17 protein-coding genes are annotated in these 16,433 nt (G+C 54.3%); 4 read left to right on the forward strand and 13 right to left on the reverse strand.

Translation table 11 applies throughout. From position 1 onward, the window contains the following. Positions 1–54 precede the first annotated feature (54 nt). From PKC29_14265 to PKC29_14280, 4 genes are all read right to left on the reverse strand, one after another. Complete coding sequence (locus PKC29_14265) at positions 55–615, reverse strand: hypothetical protein (protein ID HML96583.1); 561 nt, start codon at positions 613–615, stop codon at positions 55–57. 250 nt (positions 616–865) lie between these two features. Next, positions 866–1,219 carry a DUF4186 domain-containing protein gene (locus tag PKC29_14270; protein HML96584.1) on the reverse strand — a complete coding sequence of 118 codons (354 nt, stop codon included), beginning with the start codon at positions 1,217–1,219 and terminating at the stop codon, positions 866–868. A 71-nt stretch (positions 1,220–1,290) separates the two neighbouring features. Next, positions 1,291–2,337 carry an alcohol dehydrogenase gene (locus tag PKC29_14275; GenBank protein ID HML96585.1) on the reverse strand — a complete coding sequence of 349 codons (1,047 nt, stop codon included), beginning with the start codon at positions 2,335–2,337 and terminating at the stop codon, positions 1,291–1,293. Between the two features lie 87 nt (positions 2,338–2,424). Continuing rightward, positions 2,425–2,811: a nuclear transport factor 2 family protein gene (locus PKC29_14280; protein ID HML96586.1), complete on the reverse strand. Its 387-nt coding sequence runs from the start codon at positions 2,809–2,811 to the stop codon at positions 2,425–2,427. A 385-nt stretch (positions 2,812–3,196) separates the two neighbouring features. Between PKC29_14280 and PKC29_14285 the strand changes: the two genes are divergently transcribed. Further along, positions 3,197–3,577 carry a hypothetical protein gene (locus PKC29_14285; protein ID HML96587.1) on the forward strand — a complete coding sequence of 127 codons (381 nt, stop codon included), beginning with the start codon at positions 3,197–3,199 and terminating at the stop codon, positions 3,575–3,577. 599 nt (positions 3,578–4,176) lie between these two features. Here the strand turns inward: PKC29_14285 and PKC29_14290 are convergent. The 4 genes from PKC29_14290 to PKC29_14305 form a co-directional block, all read right to left on the reverse strand. Further along, positions 4,177–4,593, reverse strand: coding sequence for a hypothetical protein (locus tag PKC29_14290; protein ID HML96588.1), 417 nt, complete (start codon positions 4,591–4,593; stop codon positions 4,177–4,179). A 252-nt stretch (positions 4,594–4,845) separates the two neighbouring features. Then, positions 4,846–5,226 carry a hypothetical protein gene (locus PKC29_14295; GenBank protein HML96589.1) on the reverse strand — a complete coding sequence of 127 codons (381 nt, stop codon included), beginning with the start codon at positions 5,224–5,226 and terminating at the stop codon, positions 4,846–4,848. 1,040 nt (positions 5,227–6,266) lie between these two features. Continuing rightward, the gene (locus PKC29_14300) at positions 6,267–7,148 is read right to left on the reverse strand and encodes an IPTL-CTERM sorting domain-containing protein (GenBank protein HML96590.1); all 882 of its coding nucleotides are present in this window, start codon (positions 7,146–7,148) and stop codon (positions 6,267–6,269) included. 178 nt (positions 7,149–7,326) lie between these two features. Then, on the reverse strand, positions 7,327–7,680 hold the full coding sequence (locus tag PKC29_14305) for an IPTL-CTERM sorting domain-containing protein (protein HML96591.1): 354 nt from the start codon (positions 7,678–7,680) through the stop codon (positions 7,327–7,329). Positions 7,681–7,845: 165 nt separating this feature from the next. Here PKC29_14305 and PKC29_14310 point away from each other — a divergent pair, with 165 nt between their 5' ends. Together PKC29_14310 and PKC29_14315 are read left to right on the forward strand one after the other, a co-directional pair. Beyond that, on the forward strand, positions 7,846–8,094 hold the full coding sequence (locus tag PKC29_14310) for a hypothetical protein (GenBank protein ID HML96592.1): 249 nt from the start codon (positions 7,846–7,848) through the stop codon (positions 8,092–8,094). Between the two features lie 304 nt (positions 8,095–8,398). Continuing rightward, positions 8,399–8,965 carry a hypothetical protein gene (locus PKC29_14315; GenBank protein ID HML96593.1) on the forward strand — a complete coding sequence of 189 codons (567 nt, stop codon included), beginning with the start codon at positions 8,399–8,401 and terminating at the stop codon, positions 8,963–8,965. 106 nt (positions 8,966–9,071) lie between these two features. Here the strand turns inward: PKC29_14315 and PKC29_14320 are convergent, their stop codons facing one another. Further along, positions 9,072–9,575: an FUSC family protein gene (locus PKC29_14320; protein ID HML96594.1), complete on the reverse strand. Its 504-nt coding sequence runs from the start codon at positions 9,573–9,575 to the stop codon at positions 9,072–9,074. A gap of 343 nt (positions 9,576–9,918) precedes the next feature. Here PKC29_14320 and PKC29_14325 point away from each other — a divergent pair, with 343 nt between their 5' ends. Continuing rightward, entirely contained in the window at positions 9,919–13,071 is a 3,153-nt protein-coding gene (locus PKC29_14325; GenBank protein ID HML96595.1) for an N-6 DNA methylase, read from the forward strand. A 693-nt stretch (positions 13,072–13,764) separates the two neighbouring features. Here the strand turns inward: PKC29_14325 and PKC29_14330 are convergent. The 4 genes from PKC29_14330 to PKC29_14345 form a co-directional block, all read right to left on the reverse strand. Continuing rightward, positions 13,765–13,977 carry a hypothetical protein gene (locus PKC29_14330; protein ID HML96596.1) on the reverse strand — a complete coding sequence of 71 codons (213 nt, stop codon included), beginning with the start codon at positions 13,975–13,977 and terminating at the stop codon, positions 13,765–13,767. Between the two features lie 135 nt (positions 13,978–14,112). Beyond that, positions 14,113–14,607: a hypothetical protein gene (locus PKC29_14335; protein HML96597.1), complete on the reverse strand. Its 495-nt coding sequence runs from the start codon at positions 14,605–14,607 to the stop codon at positions 14,113–14,115. A 748-nt stretch (positions 14,608–15,355) separates the two neighbouring features. Beyond that, positions 15,356–15,601, reverse strand: coding sequence for a hypothetical protein (locus tag PKC29_14340; GenBank protein HML96598.1), 246 nt, complete (start codon positions 15,599–15,601; stop codon positions 15,356–15,358). Positions 15,602–15,698: 97 nt separating this feature from the next. Continuing rightward, complete coding sequence (locus PKC29_14345; GenBank protein ID HML96599.1) at positions 15,699–16,358, reverse strand: phosphoribosylanthranilate isomerase; 660 nt, start codon at positions 16,356–16,358, stop codon at positions 15,699–15,701. Positions 16,359–16,433: the final 75 nt, after the last annotated feature.

Raw genomic sequence — 16,433 nt, forward strand, 5'->3', positions numbered from 1 at the left:
GTATAGTATTTGGAGGATTTAGCGAAGGAACGATGATTTTGCACGCCTCGCGTGCTAGAGGAATGTGGCGAGGAGACGCGTGATCTGCTCCAGCCTGCCCTCGCCCACGATGTACCTGGAGAGATAGTATTCCGTCGGGGAAACGGCGCGCCCTCCCCTCCGCCGGTTGGCTACGGAACAATAAACCTCGCGTCCGTCGCCGCTTACGCCGTGCACCGTGCTTACCCACGCCTTTACCTCGTCCGGGTCGTCGGCGACGGCGTCGGGGCCCATTACCAGCTCGTCCGCGCCGGTGGACAGATCGATGCGGCGGACGGAATCCCACGCATAGCCGTCGTAATTGCCGTTACGCTCCTCGACGCGTATGACGTTCGTGTAAAGGTGCGGCGAGACGGGCGAGAGAGCGGGGTCCTCGAAGCTGAGTGAAGGGTCGTCAGGCGTAAGCTTCCGGTATTTTTCGTCCGCGACGCCCCTGCCCCAGAGGCTCTTTATTCCGTATCCGCTGCCGATGCTCCTGTAGAAGTGTGCGAGAAGGGTCCCGGAGTGAGCGTCGAAAAATAGCTGTAAGAAATTGCTCTCCCCCGAGATCCCCACGAGTTCCCAATCGATTTTCATAGCGTTCCCTTGCGGATGTAGTTGTACGACCGGCTTGTTGTACGGGCTGACGAGCGCTGTACAGTGCCTTTCAGGCACCCTCGAAAGTTCTATTATGGAGACTCGGGCAGGGGTTGTAAAGTCTGAAATAAGTACAAGATTTGTTATTCCGAGATAAGACCATGCTAAGACTTTTCAAACGAAATGCCCGTAAACAAAGGGCCGAATGACGTAGTAAAAAAACGGGAGAAACGATCCGGCCGGGCCGGAATCACGCGTACACCGACAGCCATTTCCGGATGACGGAGACGACGTATTCCCTTTCCTCCGGGGTGAGCTCGCGGCCCTCGCGCGGAATGCCGTGCCACTTTTCGAGACACTTCCGGCAGCACGTCGCAGTCGCGTGCTGGGCGATGAAGGCGGGGTGGTTACGCATCGGGGTCTGCCTGCCGTCGTTCGGGATGCCGGCGGGCGCGAGGCGCTCGTCTACGAACGAGCGGGCGTGGTCGAGGACGGCGTCGAGACCTTTAGCGCGGAGGTATTCGAGCTCCCTGCCGCGGAGGCGGAAGCGCGAGCGGAAGGCGGACCTCCCGAGACGCTCGAAGAGCCTGTCGAGATTTCGCATGAGCATCGGGCCGCGGAGCCCCGTGTCCCCACTGTGCGGACATGGCACGAGGCTCCGGCAAGGCAAACTCGTTACGGCGTTATGACCACCTTTATCGCGTTCTCGGCCTTACTGTCCATGAGCTCGTATCCGCGCGGCGTGTCGGCCAGCGGCAGGTCGTGCGTTATGACGGCAGTAGGGTCGATCTTCCCGCTCTCTATGAGCGGCAGTAGCTTCAGGATGTAGTTCTTCGCCGGGCAGACGCCGCCCCTGAACGTGAGGTCTTTAAGGTAGAAGTCGAGCATCGGCACCGGGAGCTCCTGCACCATGAAGCCTATGAACGATATCGTGCCGCCGGGACGGGCGACTTTCATCGCGTCGAGAACGGCCTGGTTCGAGCCGATGCATTCGAGCGCGACGTCCACCCCCTCGCCGTTCGTGAGGCCCATAATCTGCTCGACGGGGTCGCCGTTCTTAGAATTTATGACGTAGTCGGCGCCGAGCTTCTTCGCGACGTCGAGCCTGAAGTCGTGGTGTCCGACCGTGATTATCTTCGAGGGGCCGAAGAGCCCGGCCGAGGCCGTGGCCAAAAGCCCGAGCGGCCCGTCGCCGAATACCGCCACCGTATCGCCCGGCTTTATGTTGCCCCACTCGGCGCAGAAGAACGCCGTCGAAAATATGTCGCCGAGGAAGATTACGCTGTCGTCCGCGATTTCGGACGGCACCTTTTCGAGCGTGGTGTCGGCGAAGGGTATCCGGACGTACTCGGCCTGCCCGCCCCAGAACCCGCCGAGGGCCTCGCCGAAGCCGAAGCAGCCGCCCCCGCCCGCGCACGCCGTCGGATAGCCCTTCCGGCAGTTCGGGCAGACGCCGCAGCCCACCCAGAACGGGGCAACGGCCTTGTCGCCTTTTTTGAAGTTCTTTACGCCCTTGCCGGCGTCTTCGACGACGCCCATGAACTCGTGCCCGACGACGAAGCCCTCGTCGAGCGGGATGTTGCCCCTGTAGAAGTGCAGGTCCGAGCCGCAGATCGCGCTCTTCGTGATCCTGAGTATTACATCGCCGTCGCTTTTCATTACCGGATCGGGGACCGTCTCGATCCTCACGTCCCTCGCGCCGTGGTATACGTTAGCCTTCATAAGCTTGCCTCCGCCTGAGTTTTATCAAAATGTTAACCAATGGGATTGTATCTGCAAACGCGGCGCGGTCGGGCATGCGCAGGCGCCCTATCCATCCATCTTCTCGACCCAGCCGGCACGCCACCCGGGGGCGTCGAAGGGCCGGCTCCAGTAGGCCGTCTCCTTCGCTATCTTTCCGTCCCGGAATTCGAAGACGAATACGCACTTATACACCGAATCGCCGCCGTAATCGAGCGTGGCCTCGGCCACGACGACCTCGCCCGCGCTCACCATGCGCCTTGGCGTTATCGTGGGCAGGCCGGGGAACGCCCCGTATATCGCCCGCCTGTTGTCGCCGCCGACTATCCTTTCGCCCGACTGCGGCCATTCCATCACGGCGTCTTCGTGGAACAGCTCGTCCATTACCGCCACGTTCCTGCCGTTGATGCAGCCTATGAGCCTTTCGACCACCTTTTCGTTCTCCCTCGCCGCCATAGCACTCCCTCCCTCGGGGAGCCGCTACGCAGGGCCCCCATAGAGGAGAATATAGAAGATCGGCGGGTGTGAAGTCAAGACCATGAAAAAGGACAGAAATCGAAGTCTGCCGCTGTCCCTTTATCCGGCGATTATTTGCCGCTTTCTAAATTTTTAGGGTTAACGTATTCTTTAATAATGCAGGAATCTTCCGAATGCGTTTACGTGTCATAAAGCTCGATGCCACAGTGGTTTAGAAGTTACAGGATTGACAGAATAAGCAAAAATCGACAATATCATGGTATCTTTAATAGCGTAAAAGCATGGAATTTCCTGTACGGAAACTATATCGTCACGGCTCTTATAGCATAAAGATCGATTGAATACGCCAAGGGGGTAAGTCTTGATGTCGGTTCGTACCATAAATCTGGACATCGTGATTTATCGGGAAGATGGATTATGGGTGGCTCATTGTTTACAGCTGGATATTGTAGCGGCTTCACAAACTGTGGAAGAAGCACAGTCCGAAATCATGGAGCTTATCAAGGCCCATACGGAATACACCATTGAACATGACGATTGGGAACACTTCTATCACCCTGCTCCTGAGAGGTATTGGGCGCTGATACCGAAAGCTCCATCGGTCGAAGATAGCGTAATTGATTTCTCGGAGATCGAAACAAAGGTTCCAAACAAGGTGGATCCTTTTGACAAACCGGTTTTCTCGATGAAGAACTGGCACAGCGATCACATTTTCAAAAAAGATATTAACCACTGTACCGCGTAAAATCTTATGAGGTAATATGTGTCTCAAAAAGGCCCCCTTCGATTTCGGGAATTATATTCGAGGCTGGAGCCCTTCGGGGTTCGTATAATGCAAGGCAGGGGGAAAGGCTCGGAAATTATTTTATTAAGGCCTGTAGAGCCCGGCGGCAATAAGGGTCCGAGATATCCTGTTAGACATCATAGCGATAACGATATGATTCCACTGGGTACCATAATGGCATGTCTTCGCAGACTGGAAATACCCCCTGAAGATTTTTGGGGATAACGTTTTTACCAACCATCGCGCCCGGCTGCTCGTCGTGAATGTTCCAATGTTTAACACCTCTGCATAAACCACTTACGACTTAAACCACTTCACAACCCGGTTCATATTCACCGGATCCGTCATATAGGTACTTAAACATTCAAGGTAATGGGTGACTGACCTAAAAATACGGGGCCAAACGGCGTAACCCGCCAGTTGCCGGGCCCGGTATGCGGCTTGGGAGCGGACAATTCGCCATTCATACCGGGCCACAGGATCAACGCCCCGAAGGGCTGGATGGGAGAAAAATACGCGGGCGCGCTCCCCAACGCACCCGCTTCGGAATGCCGGGGCTTTCAGCTCGTGCTCAGAAGCTCGCAGTACTTGTCGAACGCGGATACCGTGCTCTCAAAAGCCTGCTTACGACACTTTCTGATGTTCTCGGCGAGCGCCTCGGCCTTCTTCTTTTTGATTTCTATAATGTCTTTCCCCAGATCGCTGAAATATTCCAGCTGATTTACAAAGGGGTTATGCCTCCGATACGGAGCCAGGTACTTCATCTCGAATACGTTCTTCAGAAAATCGAGGTATCCGAGATGTGCTGCGAGCCCCATCTCGAGACAGGCGTCGGCGGCGTTGCCGAACTGTTTGAAAGCCTGCATACCCATCCCGAAAGCGTTCTTGTAAGCGCCCCTCATCGTGGTATCCATGGCTTCTTCGCCTCTTTCCGCTTCTTCGGCGATCGCTTCTGCGTTATTTCTAACGACTTTCATATCTCGCCTCCTTGTCCCGAATTACAGTAACTTTTATTGCATAATTCGTGCCGTGAACGGTTTTCAATATCGGGAGCGGGTTAGCCGAACGACGCCCGGCAGAGAGTGTCGAGTGTCAGAAAATACCACAGCGGCCGGCAGTCGCACGCAATCGAAGCAGCAAACTTACAGACACTTCACCCCACCGCGCTTCCGGCGTCTGGATTCTCCTGCCTCACTATTTCGGAAACCACACTAAGTGCGCGGCGGCATTCAATGTGCGGACGGGATCTCTTCGGTGAGCCCGAGGATGTCGAGCAGACGCTGCCTGAGCTCGATGGCCTCGGCGATGCGGGCGCTGGGGAATTTGTGGGCGGGGAATTTTTCCATGGCGTCCCACAGGCCGCGCATGCTGTGGCTCGACGCGCGGGAGACGACGTCCTGAAACGACGGGGTTATATCGACGTCGAAATCGAGGTAATCGAGCGAGTGATGAATCGGCGGGTCGACCATGACCGTCACCGGGCTGCAGAGGACGTCCCTTCCGCGTATGTCGGTCGCGTCGGCGAAGGGCGTCGGCTTGTGGAGATACCACTCGACCTTGTCCTTGTGCTTCATGAACTCTTCGATGAATTCGTTTACGGAGTTTATCATGCGCAGAGCCCCCCGGGGCTTATATAAATTTAGTATGCGGACAGGGGAGATTATTGCAAGCGGGCAGGCCACGTGTGCTGGAATTCGAAATAGCGAGGTACCGCTATTATCACCAGCCGCGCTTCCGGTGGTTACAGCAACTTCGGCGCTACGCCGAAAATCACATAATATTGCAAGCTGCGTAAGCAGCGAAGCAATACAATATCGGGCCGTCAAAATTCGCGCACGCCACGCGTGCTGGATATCGACGTAGCAGCTTTGGAAATTCATAGTACCGCTCGGTCGTCTGTTCTATTTAATCACCAGCCCTGCCACGCCGAAGACATCGAGTGGATGAGCGTTAAAAATCCGATGTGGGGCTGTGGGCCGGTGGAGGATTTAGCGAAGGAACGATGATTTTTAGGCGGACTGTGTCCGCAGACAATCGAAGTAGCAGCATTACGCTATTACCACCCGACGCGCTCCAGATGGTTTTAGCAACTTCGGCGCTACGCCGAAAACGACACTACGTGTCCCCGGCCCGTGATTTTTTCTACTTTTCATCAAGGAAAAGTAGAAGACTTTCGTCTTTCGCCTTTGCTTTTTTCTGTTAAATCTTTAAAGACTAGATCCTGAAACAAGTTCAGGATGACAGACTAAAGGATGACGGATTAAAAACATGGATTCCCGATACAAGCACTCGGGAATGACATCTTAAGAATCCAGAATCAATCAGTCGTTGCGGTGTGTTTGCCGCGACTCCATACTTCCGTCATCCTGAACTCGTTTCGGGATCTAATTTTTTCGGTTTTGTTTGCGCAGGAAGGCGACCGATTCCCCGCCCGCTCGAAATCGTTGGGAATGACAAAGAAAAAAATGAAGGATTAAATCCCCCTATTCCTCACACGTTCGGAATTATCCCCCTTTTTCTAAGGGGGATGAAAGACAAAGACTGAATTCCCGATTAAGACATTCGGGAATGACAAATCTGACGGACTTGATTCCAGCACACGTGGCGCGCAGGGGAGCCGGGGCCCCCCTTATATATTTAAAGTGAATTCCTACGCCGCCGCCTTTCTCCTGCGGACGACTATGTATCCGGCAACGCCCATGAGCGACGCCGCTGCGATGAGACCCCACTCCGAAAGCGCAGGTATCGGGAGAACCGTCCAGATCACTTCGACGGGAGACGAGATTACTTCACCTTCAGAGCCTTCGAATGAGGCGGTTACAGTATCCGTGCCGACGGCGAAGCTGGAATAGGTCCACGACAAGAGGCCGTCGGGGCCTGTCGTGCAGTCGGGGTTAGGCGAGCATATTCCGTAAACACCGCTCCTCTTCCCCTCGCTCGGACCCGAAACGACCCTGAACGTTACGAGAGCTCCCTCAACCGGCGAGCCTTCCTCCGTCACAGAGGCCGTGACAGTCTGCTCCGAGCCCGCCGGGCCCGAGGAAGATTCCGGGGTCAGGTCGATGATCTGATCGGGAAGCGCTTCGCACGGACAGATCGAACGCCTGGAACTGGGACCACACGGGTCCCCCTGCTGGTCCATTCCGGTCCTGTGATTGAGCGGGCAGCTATCCGCGCTCGAGCAGTACAACTGGCCGAGCAGCCCCCCGCCGACCGTATGGTTGCCGGGCTCATCTTCGAGGCAGTCGTATCGCCCGGGAAAGAAAGATATGGAGCCTCCCAGACCGAGCGCCTCGCTTATAGCCTGGCACTCAGCCGCCGAGTTCTGAGCCTCGAACCATACCTGGTCATCTTCGATGACCTGCAGGCCGAGCGCCGCGCAAACCTCGTTACACGCCTCGCCGCAGGCCTGGTCGTTATAACACCAGTCGAGCCCGTTGGCCCTGACGCAAACGGCCTCTGCGCGGTGCACGGGAACAAGCACAACCAAAAGAAGAAAAACGGCGGAAAAGGCAGAGAGTATCTTTTTCATATTACCATCCTCCAAACTCGATTAATGTGTAAAAATACACATTACTATAATTAAATGGCAAAAACAATAATGTTAAGACAGGCTTAACGAAATTTTAAATAATTGAACGCAGACCGGGGGGCCACCGTCGCTTCTTTCCGGGCGGTGCCGTACGACGGGCTCCGATTAATTGTGAAGCTCAAACAGCCGCCGCACGCTTCCTGCGCGCGTATAGCAGCCCCGCGATTCCGAGCGCTCCGGCCATGGCCATCACGCCCCATTCGCCGAGGGTGGGAATGGGACTGGCCGGCGCTATGCAGGACACATCGTCGATTGCGAAATTGAACTGGCTGCCGCTATTCACCTGCGCCGCCCTGAACGTAACGGACTGCCCGGCGAACTGGGAGAGGTCGAAATCGACCGGAGTGTAGCCCAGAGTCAGCGGGTCTCCGGGCAGTGTTTGAAATACATTCAGGAGCAGGCCGGACGAAACCGTGAACGGGTCGGCATCGGTGCTTATTATATCGATCCTCGCCTGCTGGTTTGGGCCCATGTCAAAGAACAATCCCGGCCCTATGACGAAGCCCGCCGCAGAAGTATGGCAGAAGTATGATAGTACACGATCACGGAGCACGCAACTTCGGCCCCGTCCGGAATGGTGATGTCCTGAAGGAGCACCTGCGAACTGTGGAAACCCTGAAACGTCGCAGCCGCAAAATTGCCCACCGGCGGAGGGGGTAGAGAGAAAAAATCCCCCCCGGTGTATACGGACCAGTCGCCGGCGCTGTCCGGCAACCGTAAAACCGTCCAGCCCTCAAAATCCCCCGTCTCGAAACTGCCGTTCGTGACGAACTCCGTCTGGGCCGAGGCGAAAATAGGGACAATGACCATGGCCGATAAAAAGGTTAGAACACACGCTGCCATTCCGATACAAGTCATATACCACATCCTCCTCAAGGTTCAGTAAGCTGATTATATCAGTCGCAAATTAACAAATAAATACGATTTCTCAAATAATAAAAAATCGTTGTCCGGGCCGTCACACGCGGGCCGGGCAAAGCCGGAAAAAAAACAAGGCCGTGTGGAGGCCCGGACGGCCCCCGGCATGAGGGGAGAGACTGTGGATATTGGACACAATATCGTGAAATTACAGATCGTTAGACAGGCCATTCCGAATAATTAAAGCTATTGATTAAAATAGTTGAGACAAAATCTTAACATTTGCGATTGAATGCATTATAATTAGGCAGGAATTCTTAAAGGAGGAGTCCATGACGCGCCTAATCCTTCCGGCTGCCGCACTAATCGCGGCATTCCTGGTTATAGTGCCGCCCTCGTTCGGACAAAACCCCGAAGGAGTAGGCGTTGTCGTGGATATCGACTGGCCGTCCCAGCCGGGCCACAGGCGCTTTAACGTCGCCGACGGCGACATCGTGACGGGACGGTTCGGTTATTACAAGCCGCCGAAGTATCTTAACCTCCCCATCGTGACGGACACGAACAACGTCATCATGATAACGAAGCCGATCAATCACGCGCGCGCGTATATAATGTTCGACGCGATAGACACGGACCCCGAGTTCATGAAGGAGAGGCTCGGGAACATGGAGGGCGAGATTAGGGACGTCGGCACGGACGAATGGGCGCTCCGGCTCGGCGACCAGGTCCACATTCAGACCGAGGACTTCCACGGCATGACGAAGGTGAACCTTACCGTAATCCGCTGCGGCGAGAGGCTCCCCATAGCGCAGTACTCCTTCATCAACCACCTGACGTTCCCGAGGCCGCCGGACGACCCGGCCGCTCCATACATTCCCTACATTTCGCAGATGGAGTAAGGCGGGCCACCCCCGCCGGAAATCCGAAGTAGCAACGTATTGCTGTTACTACCCATCGCGCTCAAGATGCCCGTAGCGCTCGAATCCGCTATGTCGAAAACGACACTTACGTGTCCGCACGTTTGGAAGACAGCACGCCGGCCATGTATGCGGCCGAAACGGCTACGCCCGCGCCTATCACCGACTCGAAAAATCTGAGCGCCGCGTTTTCTATCGGGGCCTGGTTGCCCGTCGTGACGGACACCATCATGACGACCGATATGGTTACACCTGTGAGCTTGATATGGTCGGGCAGCCTGAGCAGGTAACATATGAGCGCGCCCGCGCCAAGGCACGCAGCGAACCCGGGCAGGGAGAAAGCGAAGAAATGGAGATACGCACCGCTCACGGCCGCGCCGATAAGAGATCCGATTGACCTGAGCTTTGCCGAGCGCAGGACATTGGTGCGGATGTCGTCGTAGACAATCACGCCTGAAATGACCGACCAGAAGCCGCCGACCGCTGAAGAAGAGTCATGGAACAGGGCCGTAAAACTAGATCCCAGAAAATATCCGGCGACCGCTATCGCAGCGTAAATCAGCACCGAGCGCAACGAGGAAGATATGTCCATTTTTGTCGATCCGGCACGCGCCGGGGCCCGAACCGTGGCTTGAATCTACAGATTGAGTTACACGATACATTTGTAACCGGAAAGAGTAAAGGGGGTGGCCACTTACAAATAGACGACCGGCCCGTGGTTTTTACTACTTTCATTAGAATGTTTTGGTCAGTGTTGCCATAGAACAGCGGCAGACAGGCTTTCGTGTAGTCGGCCGGGGCTCATACAGTACAGCGCCAGCGCAGAAGAAATCAAAACATCAGGATCTCATTTTTAATTTTCCTTGATAACCACACGTTGCCCCAAAGTATTAAATATATTAATATGAAGAAAACCTTCAGGGTCCGTCTGTCACGTGCTCGAAAAATACATATCCGAAATATTCGCTACCTCCAGCAATGAAGACGCGAGAGAAGAAAGCTTCTACCACGCTCTCAAGAATCTCCTCGAAGAATACGCCGCCGGCATAAACAAGAAGAATGTCCAGGTGACGACCCTGCCCAAAAGAACAGAGGCCGGGAACCCCGATTTCAGGGTGTGGGACGGGAAACAACAAATAGTCGGCTACATTGAAGCCAAATTTCCCGAGACCGACCTCAACCGCATAGAGGACAGCGAACAGTTAAGGCGGTATCTGGAGACTTTCCCTAACCTTATACTCACAGATTTCTTTGAATTCAGGCTGTACAGGAACGGGCAATTAATAGACAAGGTACGGATTGGAAGACCCTATACCCTGAGCAAACTGAAGGCCGCCCCGCCCTTGGAAAACGAAGCGGGGTTTTACAGCCTCCTCGAAAAATTCTTCTCCTTTTCCCTGCCTAAAATCCTCTCTGCAAAAAGCCTCGCCATCGAGCTTGCGAAAAGGACGCGGTTTCTAAAGGACGAGGTCATAACCCAGGAGCTTAAAGAAGAAGAGGACGGACAGGGAAAGAAATTCATCACAGGATTCTACGAGGCTTTCAGGAAATACCTGATTGCGGGGCTTACTAAAGAGGATTTTGCCGACCTCTATTCACAAACCATTACATACGGGCTCTTCGCCGCAAGGACGAGGTCCGAAAACGGCTTCAACAGAAAACTCGCCTATAACAATATCCCTCACACAATCGGGATATTAAGAGAGGTGTTCAGCTTCATTTCCCTCGGCGAAGTACCGCAGCAGATGGAATGGATAATCGACGATATTTCCGAAGTTCTTGCGGAAACGAACGTCAAGAAGATACTCCACGATTATTTCAGGGAAGGCAGGGGAAAAGACCCGATTATTCATTTCTACGAAACATTCCTGTCAGAGTACGATCCCGCGACCAGAGAGAGGCGGGGCGTATACTACACCCCCGAGCCTGTCGTCTCTTATATTGTCCGCTCGCTGGACATAATTCTCAAGGAAAAATTCGGCGAGCCGGACGGGTTCGCCGGCAGCTCCGTAACCGTGCTCGACCCCGCCGCGGGGACGCTCACCTTCCCGGCCGAGGCGGCAAAGCTCGCTGTGGGGGAGTTCGTCTCGAAATACGGCGAAGGCGGGAAAGAAAATTTCATAAGGGAATATATTCTCAGGAACTTTTTTGCCTTTGAGCTCATGATGGCCCCGTATGCGATCGGACATCTGAAAATCTCGTTCCTGCTGGAGGAGCTCGGCTACAAGCTCAAAGAGGACGACAGGTTCAAGCTCTATCTGACAAACACGCTCGAAATGGAAGACCTCGAACAGACGGACCTTCCCGGAATGGCCTCACTCTCCGAAGAGTCGCACCTGGCGGGGAAGGTGAAGAAAGAGCAGCCCATATTAGTCATTATGGGAAATCCGCCGTATTATGGCCACTCCTATAACGCAAGCGATAAATATATAACGCTCACATCTAAAAACGGAAAGGAGAGAAGAAAGAAAGTTAAAACGTGGATAGGCGAGTTGATAGAAGATTACAAAGTAATCGACGGAAAGCCCTTAGGGGAGAAAAACCCAAAGTGGCTCCAGGATGACTACGTCAAATTTATTCGATTCGCACAGTGGAAGATTGATCTAGAGGGAGAAGGTGTTCTGGGTTTCATCACAAATCATGGATATCTCGATAACCCTACTTTTAGGGGTATGCGCCAATCGCTCATGAAGAGTTTTGATGAGATATATATTCTTGACTTGCACGGCAACATCAAGAAGAAGGAAAAAAGCCCGGATGGATCGAAAGATGAGAATGTTTTTGAAATAATGCAGGGAGTGTCTATAGGGATATTTATTAAAAATAAGCGAGCGTGTGAGAAGAAGTTTTTTTATGCCGAGATATGGGGGGCGCAAAAAGCTAAACACGATTGGCTGCGGGATAACAACCTGACAACAACTAGGTGGAAGGAACTTCATCCAAAACCTGAGCCTTACTTATTCGTTCCAAGAAATGAAGAGCTACTCGGAAGTTATGAGAAGTGGCGTAAAATCACAGAGATTTTTCCAGTCAACAGCGTTGGAATTGTAACCGCAAGAGATTCACTTACAATCAAATGGTCCCACGAAGAGGTCTGGCAGACAGTACTTAATTTCTCAAAACTCGACTCTGAAATTGCACGTCAGGCCTATTATCTGGGTAAAGACACAAGAGACTGGAAAGTAGAGCTCGCCCAAAAGGACTTATTAAAAAGTGGATTGAATAAAGAACTGATAGTACCGATTTTATACAGGCCATTCGACATAAGATACACATACTACACGGGCAACTCCCGTGGTTTTCATTGCATGCCGAGAGCAGAAGTTATGCGGCATATGATCAAAAAAAATGTTGCATTAATAACCGCCAGAAGCAACAAGTCAAATATATTAAATCATTTTATTTGCGGTAATACAATTTCGGAAGCAAAGAGTGGAGAATCAACAATTCAGTCATATCTCTTCCCCCTCTATCTCTACCCTGATACTGAAAAAAGAGACCTGTTCAGCCAAAAAGGCGGGGAAAGGAAGCCCAATATAGACCCCGATTTTTATAAAACCCTGAATGAAGCTTATGGAAAGGAATTAACTCCGGAGGAAATATTTTATTACATCTACGCCGTCCTCTACTCGAATACATACCGCACCAGGTATGCCGAATTCCTTAAAATTGACTTCCCGAGGGTTCCGTTTACGAAAGACCATGCGCTATTCGGGAAGCTCGCGGGGCTCGGGGAAGAGCTTGTAAACCTGCATCTTTTGAAATCACCCGGGCTCGATTCGCCGATAGCCAGATTCCCCATCGCCGGGGACAACAAGGTCGACAAGCCCTCTCACAACGACGGGCGCGTTTACATCAACAAAACGCAGTACTTCGACGGGGTAGAGAAAGACGTCTGGCAATACCAGGTCGGCGGGTACCAGGTTTGCAGTAAATGGCTCAAGGACAGAAAAGGAAGGACTTTGACTCTGGACGACATCAAGCACTACTGTAAAGTCGTCACCGCTTTGAGTAAAACGATAGAAATCCAGACAGAAATCGACAGGCTCTACGACGGCGTCGAAAAAAGCCTGATCGAGCTCGGATAATGGGAAGTGGGGCTGCGCCTGGTAGCCCCGCGGAGCATATGCAGGGGACTCCAATGTCCCCCTGACGGAACCTGTTGAGAGCCAGGCACTCTCTCAGCTTATGCCGGGAGATTTTCCCATATGCCCTTAGTTAAAATAATACACGAAAGAATAACGTATGGGTGGAGTTGCTGCGTACGGCCGCGACATCGGACGCGAGCAAGCAAGCATTCGGTCCCCCGGGCCGACTGCACGGAAGCCTATCCAATACCGCTCGAAAGCACCTCACTACAAAACAGACCCATCATATAATCCCCTCTCCCTTGAGGGGAGAGGGACAGGGGTGAGGGTGAACAATTCCAGAAATATAATGGGGGCTCCCTGACAGCCCCCTGAACATGCGCAGGGGACTCCGCACTCCCCTGACGGAACCTTTGGGATTCAGGCAATCCCTCAGCCAAAGGCACGGAGATTTTGCCGCATGCTCTTAATTAAATATTACACGATTCATTGTATCCCGATAGAGGAAAGAGAGGCGCTTCCTAAAAACAGGACCGTCCCATGGGTTTATATTGCTTTCATTATAAAAGCGAGATTCTGAATCAAGTTTCCGACTTCGCTTCGGACTCCGCATGTTTTTGTGTCGCTAGGAGCAGTACTGGATGAGCTTTGGCGTAGTCGGCCCAAGGCTCTTAATTCCTCGCTCGTTCGGAATCACCTTCCCAAAGGGGTCGGAAAGAGGGAATCGATGCGGTATTCGTTCGCGACCTCGCGCCAATTGGAATCGGGCCACCTTATGCTGGGCGATTCGTTGATTATCCGCTCCTCCCATTTCGGTTTTCCGACCTGCCTTTCCGGCTTCCTGCACGCACGGCGCGCATGGTCACTGACGAATTTCGTAGGTTCATAAACATGCTCGTTAAACATATGCCACACTCCGAACTCCCTCCCCTCCCCAAAAGAGGACCGGCCCGTGATCGCACGATACGGAACCGGCCCTCTTACAACGCGTGTCGTCACGTCCGGGCTGTCGGGCCCGGGTTGTTGTCGTCATTGTCGGTGCTAGAACGCCCTGTAGCGGCCGGGCTGCTCGAGCACGTTCTCGTCGGGCAGGTGCTCTGACGTATAAACGACTTCCTTCACGTCCTGCGGAACCCCCATTTCCTGGAAGCTCACGAGCCTGCCGTTCTGGAGCTCGGCGTTAATGATGTACCCCGTGGTCAGGGCCTTTTCCTGCCGGTCGTTCACCCTGATCTCGTGGGTCATGCCGGTGTCGGTCTCGACGAGCTTGATCATGTCGTCGCCGACGAGCGTCACGACGCCGACTATGCCAGCCGAGGAGCCTTCGATATTCCTCGGAGTGTACTGCATCTGCCTCTGCTGCTGCATGCTGCCGGGGCTCGCGGGCGCCGTGTAGCTGCCCTGAGACTGCGGCGCCCTCTGCATTTCGGCGTCGAAATCGGCCTGTCCACCCTCTGCGAATGCGCTTCCGGTCGCCGCCAGACCGAGGGCCGAGACAAGGGCCAATGCTAAAGTTGTGTTGATTAACCTCTTCATGATTATCACCTCGTCATGATATTTACTACTTGCCAGTATATTTGTGCAACGGGCGTGCCAGCGCGGGGCTCGCGGGAAATATCATGCGATCAGCGCGGTTTAGGGATAACGATGGGTTTTCAGCGGGGCCGGACTGTACGTATAAGAACTGGACAAGCTGTTTAAAGAACTACAGCGGCGCACTGCGTGGAGAATGATTTATTAATTTTCCGATAATTTTCTTGACATAATTCCCCAGTCCGTTACTATATTGATAACGATGTTCAATTTCATATTGACAGAGCGAACGGAAAGGGAAAATAAAAGGTCGGCATCCGCCGGCCCGAATGAAAAATTTGTTACCTCACCCTCCCCCGTCAACGCGGGTTTGGGACCCGGTAAAACAACTCTTGTCAAAGCTGTCACGCCAACAACGGCCGAGGCGCACTCTGTGGCGACATAACCTCCCTACAGTTATACGTCGCCGCTTACGCCACTATGGTCGTGGGTCCCAACCCGTTGCCGGGGTTTCAGTAAACCGGCTTTCTTCGAAAGCCTCCCGCACCGCGAGGTGCGGACAGTCCGGGGCGGCCCGGAGCGCTATTCATCAAATCCCGGGAGCGGAGACACTATTAACTTGCCATCTCACACACTCTACTTATTCTCCACTCCGCTCCCCCCGCACTACTATCCTTAGCTAATTGACGGCCGGAAAGGATCCGGCCCCGGGCGTCCGGCGGGTGCGCCGGTTTCGTTCTCCCGCGCCCGCTTATTTTTTTTCGGGATTGTCCACCACCATGCCGGTATGCAGCGCGAAAATCACGCGGTTCAGCATGTGGTGAACGTTAGTATAGCGGTCTTCGAGCTGGTACTGCGCGAGCTCGAGCCAGTCTATCAGTATGTCCGTGATAGGGATATTCTGGTCGGCGCACCGGGTCTTTATCAGCTTTTCCAGGTCGTCGACGCCCATTCCGAGGAGTTGAAATTCCTTTTCCCTGTCCGTAAGCTCAGACATTTTCGTGTCTCCCTTGCGTTCGTGTGTTCGCGCCCCGCCCCGCCGGCGTTATGCTCCGGAAAACGGCAGGCCGCGCTCGAGGAAAGTTTATATTACATCAGGTTCGGCCCGTTAACAATCGCGCGGCGGCGACAAACGCCTTTATTTTTTCGAAATCCTTCCGCCCGTCCTCGTGCTCGAGGCCCGAATTGGCATCGACCCCGGCTGGTTTGACGCGCTCTATCGCGGCGGCGACGTTATCCGGGCCGAGCCCCCCGGCGAGTATCACGGGCACACGGGACGACCCGGCTATCCCGGCGCTCACGGACCAATCGTGAGTGACGCCCGTCCCGCCTATCTTCCCCCCGGCGGCCGTGTCGAGGAGGAGCATGTCGGCGGCGGCGGCGAATTCGCGCGCACGGAACATGGCCTCGTCGCCCGTGACGTGGACGGTCTTTATGATAAGCACCTCCGGCAGGAGCGAGCGGAGAGCCCTCAGGCCGCGGACGTCCATGTCGCCGTGTACCTGCACCGCGCGGACCTTCATGTACGCGGCGATGTCGGCGACCTCTTCGGGGTCGGTCAGGTGAGTGACCATGACGGTCGTAACGCCGGCGGGCACGGAGGCCGCGATTCGCTTCCCGGCGTCGGGCGTGACCCTGTCGGGGACGTCGCCGTTCACCCCCACGAGGACGCCCAGGGCCGTCGCCCCGGCCCGGGCCGCGCCGGCCGCTTCCTCGACGCTCTGGATGCCGCAGACCTTTATAAACGGGGGCATTTGCGCTCCTTTTGCCTCTACGGCCCGGGGGCGATTTGCCCGCGCCCCGCGCCGGGAATATAATGATTATTATAT

It is taken from the genome of Thermodesulfobacteriota bacterium, assembly GCA_035325995.1.
GTDB lineage: Bacteria > Desulfobacterota_D > UBA1144 > Nemesobacterales > UBA2774 > JADLGH01.

Coding starts and splice junctions, on each gene's coding strand:
- PKC29_14270 (HML96584.1), bottom strand. CDS start 1,219: ATGCGAAATCTCGACAGGCTCTTCGAGCGTCTCGGGAGGTCCGCCTTC.
- PKC29_14285 (HML96587.1), top strand. CDS start 3,197: ATGTCGGTTCGTACCATAAATCTGGACATCGTGATTTATCGGGAAGAT.
- PKC29_14280 (HML96586.1), bottom strand. CDS start 2,811: ATGGCGGCGAGGGAGAACGAAAAGGTGGTCGAAAGGCTCATAGGCTGC.
- PKC29_14265 (HML96583.1), bottom strand. CDS start 615: ATGAAAATCGATTGGGAACTCGTGGGGATCTCGGGGGAGAGCAATTTC.
- PKC29_14300 (HML96590.1), bottom strand. CDS start 7,148: ATGAAAAAGATACTCTCTGCCTTTTCCGCCGTTTTTCTTCTTTTGGTT.
- PKC29_14320 (HML96594.1), bottom strand. CDS start 9,575: ATGGACATATCTTCCTCGTTGCGCTCGGTGCTGATTTACGCTGCGATA.
- PKC29_14345 (HML96599.1), bottom strand. CDS start 16,358: ATGCCCCCGTTTATAAAGGTCTGCGGCATCCAGAGCGTCGAGGAAGCG.
- PKC29_14295 (HML96589.1), bottom strand. CDS start 5,226: ATGATAAACTCCGTAAACGAATTCATCGAAGAGTTCATGAAGCACAAG.
- PKC29_14335 (HML96597.1), bottom strand. CDS start 14,607: ATGAAGAGGTTAATCAACACAACTTTAGCATTGGCCCTTGTCTCGGCC.
- PKC29_14340 (HML96598.1), bottom strand. CDS start 15,601: ATGTCTGAGCTTACGGACAGGGAAAAGGAATTTCAACTCCTCGGAATG.
- PKC29_14275 (HML96585.1), bottom strand. CDS start 2,337: ATGAAGGCTAACGTATACCACGGCGCGAGGGACGTGAGGATCGAGACG.
- PKC29_14330 (HML96596.1), bottom strand. CDS start 13,977: ATGTTTAACGAGCATGTTTATGAACCTACGAAATTCGTCAGTGACCAT.
- PKC29_14305 (HML96591.1), bottom strand. CDS start 7,680: ATGGGCCCAAACCAGCAGGCGAGGATCGATATAATAAGCACCGATGCC.
- PKC29_14290 (HML96588.1), bottom strand. CDS start 4,593: ATGAAAGTCGTTAGAAATAACGCAGAAGCGATCGCCGAAGAAGCGGAA.
- PKC29_14315 (HML96593.1), top strand. CDS start 8,399: ATGACGCGCCTAATCCTTCCGGCTGCCGCACTAATCGCGGCATTCCTG.